Source organism: Rhodococcus sp. P-2 (assembly GCF_016598535.1).
GTDB lineage: Bacteria > Actinomycetota > Actinomycetes > Mycobacteriales > Mycobacteriaceae > Rhodococcus_F > Rhodococcus_F baikonurensis.
Genome location: NZ_CP066779.1, coordinates 4,680,144 through 4,695,034 on the forward strand (window position 1 = coordinate 4,680,144; position 14,891 = coordinate 4,695,034).

Below are 14,891 nucleotides of genomic sequence, written 5' to 3' on the forward strand. Positions count from 1 at the left end.
CGGAAGACAAAGCTTTACGTCTGCATCTATTTCTCCGATTCGAAGGATCTACATGACTGACCGTCCATTTGTTCTCGACGACCTCCACCGTGTGGTCACGCCCACCGAAACCGCACTCTCTCCCGACGGCACCGTGGTCGTCTTCGTTCGCTCGGAAATTGTTGCCGGAAAGGCAACTACATCGCTCTGGGCAGTGTCCCGCGATTCCCAGGCTCGCCGTCTCACTACGGGGCCCGCCGATTCTGCCCCTCGGTTCTCTCCGGACGGAACCTCGATCGCTTTCCTCCGTAAGGTCGGCGACTCCGCGCAGCTGCACCTGATCCCATTCGCCGGCGGCGAGGCCGAAACCCTCACCACAGCAGCATCACTCCCCCTCGGCGCCGGCGCAGCGGCCTGGAGCCCGGACGGCAAAGCCATTGCATTCGCCGCAGTGGTCTCACGTTCGGACTCCACCGATCCGAATGCACCCATCGTCACCGACCGGCTCGGATACAAGGTGGACGGCGCCGGTTGGCTCGGCACCTTCCGGCGCCACCTGCACACCGTCGATCTGGAGACGAAGGCGGTTCGGCGGCTCACCGACGGTGATTGGAATGCAGACGTGCCGTCCTGGTCACCCGACGGCACGGCGCTTGCCTTCACCGCCAATCTCGAATCGGACAGCGATCTGAACCTCACCTTCAGCGCTTACCGCGTCCTCGTCGACGATCTGTCGGTTCCGCCGCAGCGACTCGGTCACGCCACCGGAGTGCAGGGTTCAACACTGTGGCACCCGAACGGAGATTCGGTTGTCGCCATCGGCACCCCCGAGGTCCGTGTCGGAACTGCAGACCTGATCCGTCTGTCCGTCCCCGGCCCTACCGAAACACCGGTCGACGTCACTCTCACCGCTCATCTCGATCGAAACGTGATGCCCGGTGCGCCTGGTTACCCCGGTGGCACACCGGCACTGTCGAATACTCGCGACGAGATCGTGTTCTGCCTCCGCGATCGCGGATGGACGCATCTGTATGCAGCGGACATCGAAACCGGTACCTCCCGCTCCCTCGTCGCCAATCCCAACGAGGTCGTCTCGGCGCTCTCCGTTGCCCGTGACGCCCGCGTCGCCTCCGTCATCATCACCACACAGCAGTCCTTCGGCGAGGTCGCGCTCGTCGATCTCGACAGCGGCGATGTCACCACGCTGACAGAATTCACCGCAGAAGCGCTCCCCGAGGTGACCCTGTTTGCCGCCGAGGAACGCGAATTCACCATCTCCGACGGCCGTACCGTGCATGGTTGGTTGCTGTCCGCTCCCGAAACCAGTGGCGCCGCACCCCTTCTGCTCGACATTCACGGCGGACCGCACAACGCGTGGACCGGCGTTGCCGATACCTATCACCCCGCCCACCAGGTTCTCGCCGCGCAGGGTTGGCGCATCCTGACCCTCAATCCACGTGGATCGGACGGGTACGGTGCAGACTTCATGTACGCCGTCAACGGCGCCTGGGGTACCTCGGACCAAGCCGACTTCCTCGAGCCGATCGACGCGCTCGTCGCCGAGGGACTTGTCGACGGGGACCGACTGGCGATCACCGGGTACAGCTACGGCGGATACAGCACGTGTCACCTGACGTCGGCAACAGATCGTTTTGCCGCCGCGGTAGCCGGCGGCCTGATCTGCGATTTCAACGCCATGGCCGGGGTCTGCGATTTCGGTCCCCACCTCGCGTCGCTCGCGACCGGCACCACTGTTCCCGAGAACTCCGCGGGGCTCCTGGCTGCCTCACCGCTCGCCGCCGTGAAGAACGTGGTGACTCCGACGCTGATCCTGCACGGAAAGTCGGACGAGCGGTGCCCGCTGGGCCAGGCCGAGGCCTGGTTCGCCGCACTGCGCCAGCAGCATGTACCCACCCGACTGGTGGCGTATCCCGGTGCAAGCCACGGGTTCCTCGTCAACGGCTCGATCTCGCACCGAATCGACTACAGCACACGGCTCATCGAGTGGGTCAAGCGATACACCTCCGCGAAGCTGCCCAAGACCGGCTTGGCCAACGCCTCTGCCGGAGCCGATGCCTGGAAGCGTTCACTGGACGTACTGTGTGAGCGTTACGGCGTCACCGGTGCTCAATTCGGTATTCTCACACTCGATTCCAGCGGCAAGGAAATCACCCGTACGACGGTGGCTTCCGGCGTGATCAATGCAGACACCGGGGTCGAGGTCTCCACCGACTCCCTGTTCCAGATCGGATCCATCACCAAGGTGTGGACCGCAATGCTGGTCATGCAACTGGTCGACGAAGGTTTGCTCGACCTCGACGCAACCGTCCGGTCGATCCTGCCCGACTTCGCACTGCAGGACGAGGAAACAGCTGCCCGCATCACGGTTCGGGCACTTCTGAACCATCGCAACGGAATCGACGGTGACCTGTTCATCGACAAGGGGCGCGGAGACGACGTCGTCGAACGCTACGTCGAGGGCCTGCGCGACTTCCGCCAGGTTCATCCACTCGAGGACGGCTTCGCGTACTCGAACTCCGCGTACGTCCTGGCAGCTCGTATCGTCGAGGTTCTTCGCGGCGGCATCTGGGACGACATCCTCAAGGAGCGGATCATCGACCCGCTCGGTCTCGCGCACACACTCACGTTGACCGGAGATGCTCCGAGATACTCTGTGGCCGCAGGTCATACGGGGAACTCCGTCGTGATGCCCGTCTGGCCGATCACGCGCTCGATGGGGCCGGCCGGCTGCATCACCGCCAGCATCGGAGACCTGCTCACGTTCGCCGAACTCGGTCTTCTCGAAGGTCGGAGCGTCGACGGCGTACGAATCGTGTCGGAGAAATCAGCCGCCGCGATGCGTACACCCGAGATCGACATCAGCGATCTGTTCCCGGACAAGTCGGGTTGGGGCTTGGGCTGGTTCCATGAAACCTGGTCGGGCGAAGAGATTTTCGGCCACGACGGCAGCACCATAGGGCAGCATGCGTATCTGCGCATCTTCCCCCGCCACAATGTCGCGATCGCGTTGCTGACCAGCGGCGGGAAGGCCGACGGCCTCTATCGTGATCTCTTCACCGAAGCCGCAGCCGCATTGGTCGGACTCGAACCTCCGCAAGCCCTCGCCCCGAACCCCGCGAGTGTGGAGTCGATTCCGGATTCGGTTCTGGGCAAGTACAGCTCGGGCGGAATAGCAATCGAGTTCCGCCGTGGAGAGTCCGCTGACGAAGCCGTGATCACCGTCATCGGTGACGTCATCCCGAATCCCGAGGAAGACGAAACAGCTCCGAAGAAGCCTGCAACGGTAGCCACTCTCGTGCCGTCCCAGATTCCGGGGACCTGGACCACCCGTCAACCCGGGGCCGCCGGTTGGACGACGGTACGGCCGCACCGCGACGGCGTGTACGTCGGATTCCGCTTCCTACCACGGGTCAACGCGTGACGACGACCGATACACATACGATGACGGAAACACAGAACGCCGAAACACCGAACGCCAGCGAACTCGAGGAATCAAAGATGCAAGAACAGCTTCAGGAACTCGTCGATCAGTGGAGGGTCGAGGCGAACATCCCCGGCGTCTCGGTCGGAATTGTGTATGGCGACAAGGACATCGTCGTCACCAGCGGCATCGAGAGCATCCAAACCCAGCTCCCGGTCACCGACAAGACGATGTTCATGATCGGTTCCACCACAAAGGTTTTTGCTGCAACTGCCGCGATGGCACTGGTCGAGGACGGCCTTCTCGATCTCGACACCCCGCTGATCGAGTACGTCCCCGAACTGACCCTCGCCGACGACGAAGCCACCCGCACCGTCACGATGCGTCACCTCCTGACGCACACCGGCGGATTCACCGGCGACGCCAGCCTCTCGGCCGGTTGGGGCGAAGACGCCCTGGGCCGGTCGATTTCACGGCTGAAAGAACTGCGACAGGAATTTCCCGTCGGAGAAGTCTTCTCCTACAGCAACTCCGGGTTCGTTCTCGCCGGATACGTCGTGGCCAAGATCAGCGGACTGACCTTCGAAGAGTTGGTCAAGCAGCGCGTTCTGGACCCACTCGACATGAAGAACTCGGCGTTCCTGCCCTGGGACGTGATGACTCACCGGTTTGCACTCGGCCACTACATCCGCGACGGTGAGCCGTTCGTGTCCAACGAGACGGGGCTTGACCGCGGCATGACGCCCTGCGGCGGAATGTGGTCCTCGGTGCGCGATCAGCTCGTCTGGGCACGCTACGCACTCTCGGGCGAACACCCCGGTGAGGGACAGCCGCTCGACGAGTCCACCCGGTTGCTGATGCAGAAGCCGCAACGTCCCGCAGCGATGATGTTCGAGGAGGTCGGCATCGGCTGGCTGCTGACTCGATACGGAACCACCCAGGTAGTGCGGCACGGCGGAAACGTCAGCAACCTCCAGGTCTCCGAGTTCCTGACGGTGCCCGAGAAGAACTTCGCCGTCACCGTGCTCACCAACGCACTCGGCGGCGGAATCGGCAAGAAGATCGTCGACTGGTGCATGGCCAACCTCGCGGAACTGCCCGCTCCGGCATCTCTCGACGTGGTCGAACCCGCTCCGTCGGCCGTCGACGCCGTCCTGGGCAAGTACCAGGCCGGCAACCTGACGATGACCGTCGCCCCCGGCGACGAGGGAATCGGCGTCCGCATGGGCAGTGCGCAGGACCTCGGCGAATACGAGGACATCGTCTGGCCGCCGGCGATCCCTATAGCCTTCCTCAACGACCTCGACTTCGCTTCACGCGCCGACACCACGCGGACGTTGGGACGCTTCGTCACCGACGACACGGGACGCGCCGTGATGCTCGAATTCGGCGGCCGAACCGCCAAGCGAGTGGCTTGATCCTCTAGACGGGTGACGCGGTCCGATCACGAGGCCGCGTCACCCGTCCTTGTATATGCACAGCCTTTACATGTACACAGCCTTTGCATGTACACAGCCGCGAAGGTACAGACTGGACGCCATGAACGTCATCGGCGAGTCGATTCTGCACCCGTCCCGGTGGAGCGTGCGTGCCCGGACAACCGTGGCATCGACGCTCGTGATCGCCTTCTGCCTGGTGATCGCCGGGCTTGCACTGGTTTTCGTACTGGCGAACTCCCTCCATCTATCCGCACTGAACAGTTCCGAAGCTCGCGCCACGCAATTGGTCCAGCAACTCAGCGGAAAGAGCCCAGCCGATCTCGACCCGTCACTCCTGTCCACCGACAGTCAGGTCGGAATCGTTCAGATCGTCGACGCCGATCATCGAATAGCGGCCCAGTCTCCCGGAACCGAGAGCGGCCTACTGTCGGAACAGCTTCTCGGCCCCGACGAGTCGGACGCCTACGGGAGGGTCAAGAAGTCCGACGACGAAGACTACTGGCTGATCGGACGCGGCGCGCAGACGCCGACCGGACCGGTCACCGTGTTCGTCGGCGCCGACCGCGAACCCGTTGAAACCGTGGTGACCACTGTTGCCGTTCTGCTGGCCATAGCCGGGCCCCTGGTTCTGGGACTTGCCGCGTTCGCCACGTACCGCCTGGTGGGTTCGGCTCTCGCTCCCGTGGAACGCATCCGCGCTCGCGTTGCCTCGATTTCGAGTGGGCGCCAGGGTGAACGAGTTCCGGTTCCGTCCGGGAACGACGAGATAGCCCGGCTGGCAACAACAATGAACGACATGCTCGCGCGCCTCGACGAGGGTGCACTTGCTCAACAACGATTTGTCAGCGACGCCTCACACGAGTTGCGCAGTCCGCTGTCCACGATCACGACGGCTCTGGAACTGGCACACCGACGCCCGGATCTCCTCGACGACGCGTTGATCGAAGACGCACTACTCCCCGAGGCGCGCCGGATGCGGCAATTGATCGAGGATCTTTTGATTCTCGCGCGCTCGGACGAAAGCGAACTCGAATCCGTCGGTACCGTCGTGGACGTCGACCTCGACGACATTCTGTTCGCCGAGCAGAAGCGGATCGACGGTATCTCGGAGATCGCGGTCACCGCCCGTGTTGCTCCGGTTCGCGTCTCCGGGGACCCGAGAGCGTTGGCGCGTATGGTGCGCAACCTGGTCGACAATGCAGTGCGGCACGCCGAGACCATGGTGCATCTCGAATGCTCCGAAGACGGCCACGACGCCCAGATCGTGATCGAGGACGACGGGCCCGGAATCCCTGCAGCAGAACGCGAACGAATCTTCGGACGCTTCGTCCGCCTCGACCAGCCGCGGTCGAGGCAGGGAGGTGGCTCCGGACTCGGGCTCTCCATCGCGTCGGAAATTGTTGCGGCGCACCACGGAACCATCACCGTTGGCGAGAGTGCCGGCGGCGGGAGTCGATTCGAGGTGACGATTCCGCTACCGACCGACTGAAGATCAGGCACTGCCGACAAAGCGGTACCCGACGCCTCGAATGGTTTCGATGCTGCGGGTTCCGAACGGGAGGTCGACCTTCTTCCGTAGGTATCCGATGTAGACCTCGACGATGTTCTCGTCACCTTCGTAGTTGGTGTCCCAGACGGAGCGAACGATCTCGCTCTTGGTGACCACCACTCCGTTGTTGCGCATGAGGAACTCGAGAACGCTGTACTCGCGTGGCGTCAGCGTCAACTCGATTCCCGCTCTGATCACCTGATGTTTCGCGGGGTCGAGGGACAGGTCTCCCACAGTGAGTATCGATGGACGCTGGGGAGCGCCGCGCCGGACCAGTGCGCGGAGCCTCGCTAGGAGTACGACAAACGAGAAGGGTTTGACCAGGTAATCGTCGGCACCGAGGTCGAAAGCATCAGCGAGGTCGTATTCGCCGTCCTTCGCCGAGAGCATGAGGATCGGCGTCCAGACCTCCCGGGCGCGTAGGTCCCGCACGATGTCGTATCCGTGTTTGCCCGGCAACATGATGTCGAGAACGATCACGTCGAATTCGTCGTTGCAGGCAGTCGCGAAGCCGTCGTCCCCGTTGAGTTCCACTGCGGTCACGAATCCCTCGGCTACCAATCCCCGCCGGATCGTCTCGGCCAGGCGCACTTCGTCTTCGACTACCAGTACTCGCACCACCGGCCCCGTTTCGTCGACACGCAGTTGTTCGGATGCACCCAGTAGAGCAGACGGTAGGCCCATGACCGAGTTCCGTTCAGCATTTCTTCAGCTTCGGATCGTCACACTGCATTCATGCCAGCAACTGTGTCGACCGTGCGAAACGTGGTCACCGAAGTCTTGACCGAGAGCACCACTGCAGAAATTGCGGTTGCCGCAATCGTGGTTGCCGCCGCGCTGTTCGCCTTCGGTTCGATCTACCGGGCGTCCAGCGTTCGGTCAACAGCGCTCCGCGCCTGCGGACTCGTGCTCGCACTCGTGACGCTCTCGATCCAGGTGTATCGAAACGGATGGTTGACGAGCTTCGACGAACCGCTGACCAACTGGATGGTCGATCATCGGAGCGGCACCCTGGACCAGATCGCAGTCGCAGTCACAGATCTCGGCAGCCCGGTAGCCACCGCGCTGCTCGGGATCACGTGCGGAGTGCTCATCTCGTGGCGAGCGCGTTCGGTAGTTCCAGGCTTGATCGTGATCGGAACCGTCGGCGGTGCAGCAGTCGCCTGCACAGTCGTCAAAGCACTGGTCGGCCGCGAACGTCCGCCGACCAGTATCCAAGTACTTCTCGAGACCGGCCACTCGTTCCCGTCCGGTCACGTGACCGGCACAGCAGCGCTTTTCGGCATTGCGGTTCTCGTTGTGAGCGTCGACCGAACGCCGGCCGTCAAACGCCTTCTGATGCTTCTCGCCGTGACGGTCACCGTTGTCGTCGCGCTCACTCGCCTCTACTTGGGAGCTCACTGGCTCACCGACGTCGTTGCCGGAGCCGTTCTCGCTACGCTTGCGGTCACTGTGGGAGGAGCAGTCTTCCGGTTCGTCGGCACGCACAAACAAGCCGAATCAACTACTGCTGCAGCGTGCTCTGAAGAACCTTCAGTACTTCACGAGCCGCAGTCGGCCCGGTATTGAGGTAGAAGACGTCGTCGTCGACAGCAACGGCATGATTGGCAACCACCCCACGTAACTGCGCCCACAACGGCGCGTTGGTCAACGTCGCCGGGTCCCCGCCCTGCACCCCGTAGAAGATCCAATCAGCGTCCGCCACGTTCAGCTCTTCCTCACTGATGTCTCTCGAAGTGTCGTCGAATTGCTGCGACTCCGGACGCGCCAGACCGGCATCCTGGGCGATACTTCCGGTGAATGAAGGAATACCGAAGATGCGCAGGCGATTTCCGTTCTGTCGGGTGAACGACACCGTGGGCGGCGATGACAGGGAAGCACCGAGGGCCGCCGCGTCGGCGTTGAACGTATCCAGTAGCGCCGTCGCCTGTTGCGTCTTTCCGACTCCGTCGGCTACCAGCAGGAAGTCCTGCTTCCAGTAGACACCGGTCCCCTGCGTTGCCACCGTGGGTGCGATAGCCGAAAGCTGGTCGTAGAGCGAATCAGCGTCCTTTCCTGCAACATTCATCAAGATCAGGTCAGGATCGAGCGTGACGATCGCTTCGAAATTCGGGGTGAAGCGACCACCAGCGTCAACGACATCACCTAGCTGAGTACGGAATTCCGGGTAGGCAGCCGACAAGTACGGCGGAACCAGGTCCGCACCGTCACCACGCGTCGAACCTGCGGGCACGACACCGAGCGACAGCAGTGCGTCGGCCTGTCCGGTCGAGATCACCACCACCTTCTGCGGCTGCGATTCGATCGTGGTGTCTCCTTTGAAGTGAGAGACGGTGCGAGGAAACTCGCCGTCCGACTTTCCGCTCCCCATTCCGGCCGGGACTGCTCGCGGAGCGACGAACGCAGAGTCCGTCGGCGCCGACGCACTGGTCCCTGAATCTGTGGTCGAGGCGTCCTCGCTCGAGCAGCCACTGAGAGTTGCCGCCAATGCCAGCGCGCCGATCAGCATTGCACTGCGTGACTTCTTTCGAAAATTCATGATCATGTCCCGTACGTCGTGAAGCATGACAGCTTTTACTTCCGCCATGGTTAGGTGACCCTATCCTTCGAAGAACTGTAAACTATATCTGTGTCAGATACAGTTTCAGGGCGTGGATCACACGAGATCGATCACTACTCTGATCGCGTGCCCACTGCAGAAGAAACGTCGAGATCACTCATCGCTGCAGCATTCGAATTACGTCGAGCGCTGCGCGAATACATGGATGCGTCGGGCACCGACGCGACTTTGCCGGAGGCACAATCCGAAGTACTTCACGATGTAGCACGTCATCCGGGCACTCGGATCGGGGCGGTGGCCGATCGACTCTCCCGGCGCCCGAACACCATCAGCACACTGGTGCGCACCCTCTCCGACAAGGACCTGATAGAGCGGCGACCCGACACCACGGACGGCCGAGTGAGCACACTTTTCGTGAAGGACGAGCGAAGCGCGCGTCGGGACCGTCGGTCCGAACTTCGCATCGGCGTCCTGGCCCAAGAACTGGCAGGTCTCGACGAGGGTGACCTCGACACACTGACCGCTGCCATCGGTATCCTCGACCGAGTCAATCGATCATTGAGAGTTCATGCGCCGCAGTAATGCGGCGGTAATGCTGCTCAGGTGACGTTCCCACTCTTCTCGTAGACGTCGGCAAAACGCTTCATCTGCTCCGTGATGCCCGTCAGGCTGTACCCCGTACGCAGTTCCACCGACGCGACCTGGCCCGAAACCACGGACGGAAGCCTCGTGAACGTCGGCGAATCGAGTTCCGGCGCATCCGACCACGTCGGCGGAATCAGAACGAGATCGGCCGGAAAGATGCCTGGCTCTTCCCAACTCGCCGATGCCCAGAAACCGTCCTCGCTGTCGAGCTTGGCGAATTCGACGCCCATCGTTTCGAGAATACTTCCGAGTGGAGTCCATCCCGGCACGGCGTAGTCCAGGCTCGATTCCAACGGAATCACGTATGCAACAGAGATATTCGTCCGCGCTGCAGCCAATTCGCGCACCCGATCGCCGAGCGCACTCAGCTCTTCCCGTTTCGCCGCGTAGACCGGCGAGGTGTCGGTGCCGCCGATGCCCTGGACCAACGAACTGAAGCTGTCCAGCGCCGCTTGCGCCCCATCGGTGATCTTGACACCTGCAATGGGAGCAACCTCTTCGACGCGAGCGATGTCGTCGCCCCAGATGCTGCCGAAGTTGCCACCGTTGTACGAACTCCAGATGTCGATGACAAGATCCGGGTTCACGGCCAGGAGTTTCTCGGCGCTGATGTCCGTGTCAGTCTCGCTGACATGGGCAATTCCGCTGAAGTCGAATGCATTCAACGTTGATTCGTCCAGCCTGGAGAAGCCGATGATGCCGACCGGAACGACGCCGTATTCGAGCAGTACCGGCGCGGTGTCCGCCGTCGCCACGATGCGTTCGGGGATCTTGTCGAGCGAAATCTGCTGACCACGCGCATCGACGTACGTCCACGCTTCACTGTCGTACGTCCACGCTTCACCGTCGCCCGTCGTGTCGGTCGTCGAGGTGCCACACGCAGCCAGCACCGTCGAAAGTGCCACTGCCACAGCCATGAAGATGGTCCTGCTACCGCGTTTCGAACGCCGCGCAACAAAATCGATCACTTCTGCCCCCATGCTGTCGAGCGGGTGTCGGGAGAACTCCGAACCCGGAAAGTAAAGTAAGCCTCGCCTACATGGGTAACGGTAGAGCGGATCAGGAGTTGACGCAATCGCGGAGTTTTGTCAGAGAATGTCGAAATCGGATCAACGATCCGCGTTCTTTCGAAAAACCATCGGCGTGACACCGGTGGACTGTTTGAAGGCGGCGACGAAACTGCTGGGCGTCGAGTATCCGATGCGTTCTGCCACGTCGGCGACCGCAGCCCCTTGGCCGAGCAGGGACATCGCCACGTTCATCCGAAGCAGCACTCGCCACTGGCCGAAACTGACGCCGGTGTCCACCTTGAATCGACGAGCCAAAGTGCTGGTGCTGACACCGATCTCGTTCGCCCAGTCTTCGAAACTGCGCGGGTCCTCCGGTCGAGCCAACAGGTCGCGCGCAATCCGGCCGACCGGGCCCGCATCGGGAATCTTGATCGCCCCGCGCGCGTCGCTGGGAACAACGAGGTCGAAGAACACTCGCTCGGCGCGGCCCCTCGCATCGTCCGACATCTCGCGAGCACTCAGATGCAGAAACAGTTCGTACAGAAGTGGCGTGCCATGTACCGCAACCGGATGATCGCCGAGCGAAGGCCCTTGTCCGACAGCACAATACACGGTCAAGAATTGCGCACCCGCGGCAACGCGCACCGAGTGTCGAAGCAGTGCCGGTATCCACAGCCCGCGCCCCGGGAGCAACGTCCACATCTGAGCGCCTGAGCGCACAACCACAATGCCGGAACGAGGGAACAATATCTCGTTCGATCGGTGTGAGTGGGTTTCCCACGTCACCGGTTGATCAGCACTCGACGCACCACCCCACAGAACCAAATCTTCAGGCTCGTCGTCCAATTCGTGTTCGGATACCACCAACTCGTCGTTCGACGGCACTCCCCACCGGAGCCAATCACCGTCGATCTCGGACTTTGTCCGCCTCACGTCTACATCCCTGGGTCGAGCGTCGCCTGTCCACGTGACTCTAACCCCTGGACATACCGAACAGGTGCGGCAGAAACCGATCCCACCGCACCTGTCAGCGAGTTACCCCGCTAGTTCATGTCGTTCGCGATGATGTTCTCGATATTCCGTTCGGCAAGCGCGGTGATGGTGACAAACGGATTGACGCCGACATTGCCCGGAACGAGGGATCCGTCCATGACGTACAGACCCGGGTACTCCGGCAGACGACCATAGCCGTCGGTCGCCTTGCCCAGCACACAACCGCCGAGGGGGTGATACGTCAACTGGTCACCCCACGTCTGTGTCGGGCCGAAGAGGTCGGTCCGGTAGATCGTGCCTTCCTTCTTGTTGATCTTGTCGAAGAGTTTCTTCGCCATGTCGATCGACGGCTGGTTTTGCGAGCGTTGCCAATTCAGTCCGACTTTGCCGGTTGCCGAGTTGAATTGAAATTGAGCGCGTTGCGGATTCTTTGCAATCGCCAAGTACAGACTCACCCACAGTTCGGTACCCGCCGGGAAGGGCGCGATTTCCGCGAAGACGGGAGCGGATGTGTCGGCCCAGTTGTCGATGCCCATCACGGGGATCGCCGACTGCTTCGCGCCGGTCGCGTCCCACATGTGATTGGCGCGGCCCACCATCACGTTGCCGTTGTGACCCCACTCCTGCCCCACAGCACCCGGCAAATTCGCCAGTTGCCCTTGCGCTTTCATCGAGACCAGAAGCTTGCTGGTACCGATACTGCCCGCCGCGAAGAAGACCTTGTCGGCTGTCACCGTCTTGGTGCCGACGGTGTTGCCCTGCTCGTTGATCTGATTCATCACCACTTGATAGCCACCACCGGTCGCGGCCGGCGCAACCGAGGTCACGACGTGCAGCGCCGAGATCGTGAGCTTGCCGGTGGCGGATGCCGCAGCGAGGTACGTCTTGTCCAGCGACTTCTTTCCCGCGTTGTTGCCGTAGATGACCTCACTCACCAGGGCAGACTTGGTGACCTGACCAGCAGCTTCCTGCTTCATGTAGTTGAAGTCGTACACATTCGGCACGAACGTTGTCGTGTAACCGGATCTCTCAGCGGTCTTTCGGCCGGTCCGTGCGAACTTGTAGTACTCGGTCGACTCGAACCAAGCCGGGTCGATGTTGTTGACTCCGAGCGCAGCGTTGGCCCGCGGGAAGTACGTCGAGTACATCTCGTTGGAATCGACTCCGGGCAGGATCTCTTCGAAATAGTTGCGCTTGGGTGTGACGGCCATGCCGCCGTTCACCAACGATCCGCCGCCGACCCCTCGACCTTGGTAGACCTTGATCCCGCCGAAGTCCTCGGCGTCGAGAACACCGACGTAGCGACTGATGTTCTTGTCCACCGAGCCGCCGGAAAAGTGTGAAACCGGTTGAACTGTACGGTCTCTGAGCCAGAAGGAACGGCCGTCAGGTGAGAGCATCGGGCAGAAGACCTTGCCGTCGGACCCTGGCGTGGTCCACGACTTCCCCATTTCGACCATGTGTGTGTCGATTCCGGCCTGCGTCAACCGAAGAGCCGCAACGGCCCCGCCGTATCCGCTGCCGATCACGAGCGCGGGGACACGGTCTCCGTCGTTCAATGCTCGCCTGGGCGCCGCGGCCGCCGTGGTCCACGAGGACGAGAGCGCGGCGGCCCCCACAGCTAATCCTGTTGCTGCCAAGAAGTTTCTACGCGAGAGCGTGGAATTGGTACGTGCGTGCCGTTCGTTGGATCCAGCGCGAATGCTCAAGTGTGCCCTTCTCTTTCCGTGACCCCCGCGCTGAGATATACCGGGAGAAACCGAACGAGAAGTCCATACTCGTGGGTAACTTGAAGGAACCGTTGATTTTCCACGAAAAGGGCCGATGAACAGAAAGTTCACCGGCCCTCCGAAAGAACGAGTCAGGGAAGAGAGATGCGACCTTCGACGGCGCCGAGTCCGATGTCCTTGCGGAAATGACCGCCGGGAAGCTTGACGTCGGCGATCTTTGCGTAGGCGTCGTCGCGCGCTTCGGTCAGATCCTTGCCCACTCCGACAACACTCAGCACACGTCCACCGGCCGAGACGACGGCTCCGTCTTCACGCTTCTTGGTACCGGCGTGCAGGACTCCGTCGGCGTCGGCTCCGGTGATCACGTCGCCGGTGCGCGGAGTCGCCGGGTAGTTCTCGGCAGCAATCACGACCGTGACAGCGGAACCGTCGCGCCACTGCAACGGACCGACCGAATCGAGTGTTCCGGTCGAGGCCGCATTGAGTAGGCCACCCAGCGGTGTTTCGAGGAGAGCAAGCACGGCCTGCGTTTCGGGGTCACCGAACCGGCAGTTGAATTCGACCACCGCCGGGCCGTCGACTCCGATCGCCAGACCCGCATAGAGAAGACCGGAGAAGCTGCTACCGCGTGCCACCAACTCGGCAGCGACAGGCTTGACGACGTCGTCGACAATCTGCGTGACCATCTCGTCGGGCAGCCACGGCAAGGGGGTGTACGCGCCCATGCCGCCGGTGTTGGGTCCGGAGTCTCCGTCGCCGACGCGCTTGTGGTCCTGAGCCGGAAGCAGCGGGATCACGGTTTCGCCGTCGACGAGGCAGAAGAGCGAAACTTCCGGACCGTCGAGGAAGGATTCGAGGAGAACCGGATGTCCGGTCTCGAGCAGTTCCGCGGCATGGTCGCGTGCGGCGAGACGATCCGTCGTGACGACAACACCCTTGCCCGCGGCCAGTCCGTCGTCCTTGACCACCCAGTTCGGCCCGAAGCGGTCGAGCGCTTCGTCGAGCTTGGCCGGATTGTCGACGATCTCGCTATGCGCGGTCTTGACGCCGGCAACAGCCATCACATCCTTGGCGAAAGCCTTGGAGCCCTCGATGCGGGCGGCGTCGGCCGACGGCCCGAAGCAGGCGATACCTGCTGCACGCACCGCGTCGGCGACACCGAGGACCAGCGGAACCTCGGGCCCGATGACGACGAGGTCGGCGTCGACCTTCTGGGCCAGCGCGGTAACCGCGTCACCCGAAGCGACGTCGACGGGGTGCTGCTCGGCGATTTTTGCGATCCCGGCATTGCCAGGCGCGCAGATCAGGGCCGTGACACCTGGATCGCGAGCAAGAGAGAGAAGGAGGGCATGTTCACGGGCTCCGGAGCCGATTACTAGTACGCGCACGGGGAACAGACTACGGCCTGCGATAACAGCGCTCTCGGAGTGCCACTGACGGGGCCAAGGTCCCAGCGTTCGACCTTTGTGCGAAATATCCGTTTCGAGATGCGATCATATGAATACCTGAATAGGTGAACAGATGTTTTTCGGACACCTGTCCAC

At 62.2% G+C, this 14,891-nt stretch carries 11 protein-coding genes; 5 read left to right on the plus strand and 6 right to left on the minus strand.

What is annotated here, in order from left to right; translation table 11 throughout:
- Positions 1 to 52 precede the first annotated feature (52 nt).
- The 3 genes from I7X09_RS22025 to I7X09_RS22035 all read left to right on the plus strand — a co-directional run bounded on the left by I7X09_RS22025 (position 53) and on the right by I7X09_RS22035 (position 6,349).
- Positions 53 to 3,421 (plus strand): serine hydrolase, encoded by a 3,369-nt coding sequence (locus I7X09_RS22025; protein ID WP_200313678.1) that lies wholly within the window; start codon positions 53 to 55, stop codon positions 3,419 to 3,421.
- Between the two features lie 20 nt (positions 3,422 to 3,441).
- Positions 3,442 to 4,839 (plus strand): serine hydrolase domain-containing protein, encoded by a 1,398-nt coding sequence (locus tag I7X09_RS22030; RefSeq protein WP_200313680.1) that lies wholly within the window; start codon positions 3,442 to 3,444, stop codon positions 4,837 to 4,839.
- 121 nt (positions 4,840 to 4,960) lie between these two features.
- The gene (locus tag I7X09_RS22035; protein ID WP_200313682.1) at positions 4,961 to 6,349 is read left to right on the plus strand and encodes a sensor histidine kinase; all 1,389 of its coding nucleotides are present in this window, start codon (positions 4,961 to 4,963) and stop codon (positions 6,347 to 6,349) included.
- 3 nt (positions 6,350 to 6,352) lie between these two features.
- Here I7X09_RS22035 and I7X09_RS22040 read toward each other — a convergent pair whose 3' ends face one another.
- Positions 6,353 to 7,027: a response regulator transcription factor gene (locus I7X09_RS22040; protein WP_200318009.1), complete on the minus strand. Its 675-nt coding sequence runs from the start codon at positions 7,025 to 7,027 to the stop codon at positions 6,353 to 6,355.
- A gap of 117 nt (positions 7,028 to 7,144) precedes the next feature.
- On the opposite strand from I7X09_RS22040, the gene I7X09_RS22045 reads away from it, so the two are divergent.
- Positions 7,145 to 7,978: a phosphatase PAP2 family protein gene (locus tag I7X09_RS22045; protein WP_234036674.1), complete on the plus strand. Its 834-nt coding sequence runs from the start codon at positions 7,145 to 7,147 to the stop codon at positions 7,976 to 7,978.
- Here the strand turns inward: I7X09_RS22045 and I7X09_RS22050 are convergent.
- A complete protein-coding gene (locus tag I7X09_RS22050; protein WP_234036675.1) occupies positions 7,914 to 8,996 on the minus strand; it encodes an ABC transporter substrate-binding protein in 1,083 nt (360 codons plus the stop codon). The two genes, I7X09_RS22045 and I7X09_RS22050, sit on opposite strands and share 65 nt — an antisense overlap.
- A gap of 99 nt (positions 8,997 to 9,095) precedes the next feature.
- Between I7X09_RS22050 and I7X09_RS22055 the strand changes: the two genes are divergently transcribed.
- Positions 9,096 to 9,551, plus strand: coding sequence for a MarR family winged helix-turn-helix transcriptional regulator (locus I7X09_RS22055; RefSeq protein WP_200313684.1), 456 nt, complete (start codon positions 9,096 to 9,098; stop codon positions 9,549 to 9,551).
- A gap of 17 nt (positions 9,552 to 9,568) precedes the next feature.
- Here I7X09_RS22055 and I7X09_RS22060 read toward each other — a convergent pair whose 3' ends face one another.
- The 4 genes from I7X09_RS22060 to purD form a co-directional block, all read right to left on the minus strand.
- Positions 9,569 to 10,531, minus strand: a complete 963-nt coding sequence (locus I7X09_RS22060; RefSeq protein ID WP_200313686.1) for an ABC transporter substrate-binding protein — start codon at positions 10,529 to 10,531, stop codon at positions 9,569 to 9,571.
- A 192-nt stretch (positions 10,532 to 10,723) separates the two neighbouring features.
- Positions 10,724 to 11,557: a helix-turn-helix domain-containing protein gene (locus I7X09_RS22065; RefSeq protein WP_166811552.1), complete on the minus strand. Its 834-nt coding sequence runs from the start codon at positions 11,555 to 11,557 to the stop codon at positions 10,724 to 10,726.
- A 110-nt stretch (positions 11,558 to 11,667) separates the two neighbouring features.
- Entirely contained in the window at positions 11,668 to 13,236 is a 1,569-nt protein-coding gene (locus tag I7X09_RS22070; protein WP_200318017.1) for a GMC oxidoreductase, read from the minus strand.
- A gap of 242 nt (positions 13,237 to 13,478) precedes the next feature.
- Positions 13,479 to 14,735 carry a phosphoribosylamine--glycine ligase gene (purD, locus tag I7X09_RS22075; RefSeq protein WP_166811550.1) on the minus strand — a complete coding sequence of 419 codons (1,257 nt, stop codon included), beginning with the start codon at positions 14,733 to 14,735 and terminating at the stop codon, positions 13,479 to 13,481.
- Between the last annotated feature and the right edge of the window lie 156 nt (positions 14,736 to 14,891).

Coding starts and splice junctions, on each gene's coding strand:
- I7X09_RS22025 (WP_200313678.1), top strand. CDS start 53: ATGACTGACCGTCCATTTGTTCTCGACGACCTCCACCGTGTGGTCACG.
- I7X09_RS22030 (WP_200313680.1), top strand. CDS start 3,442: ATGACGGAAACACAGAACGCCGAAACACCGAACGCCAGCGAACTCGAG.
- I7X09_RS22035 (WP_200313682.1), top strand. CDS start 4,961: ATGAACGTCATCGGCGAGTCGATTCTGCACCCGTCCCGGTGGAGCGTG.
- I7X09_RS22045 (WP_234036674.1), top strand. CDS start 7,145: ATGCCAGCAACTGTGTCGACCGTGCGAAACGTGGTCACCGAAGTCTTG.
- I7X09_RS22050 (WP_234036675.1), bottom strand. CDS start 8,996: ATGGCGGAAGTAAAAGCTGTCATGCTTCACGACGTACGGGACATGATC.
- I7X09_RS22060 (WP_200313686.1), bottom strand. CDS start 10,531: ATGGCTGTGGCAGTGGCACTTTCGACGGTGCTGGCTGCGTGTGGCACC.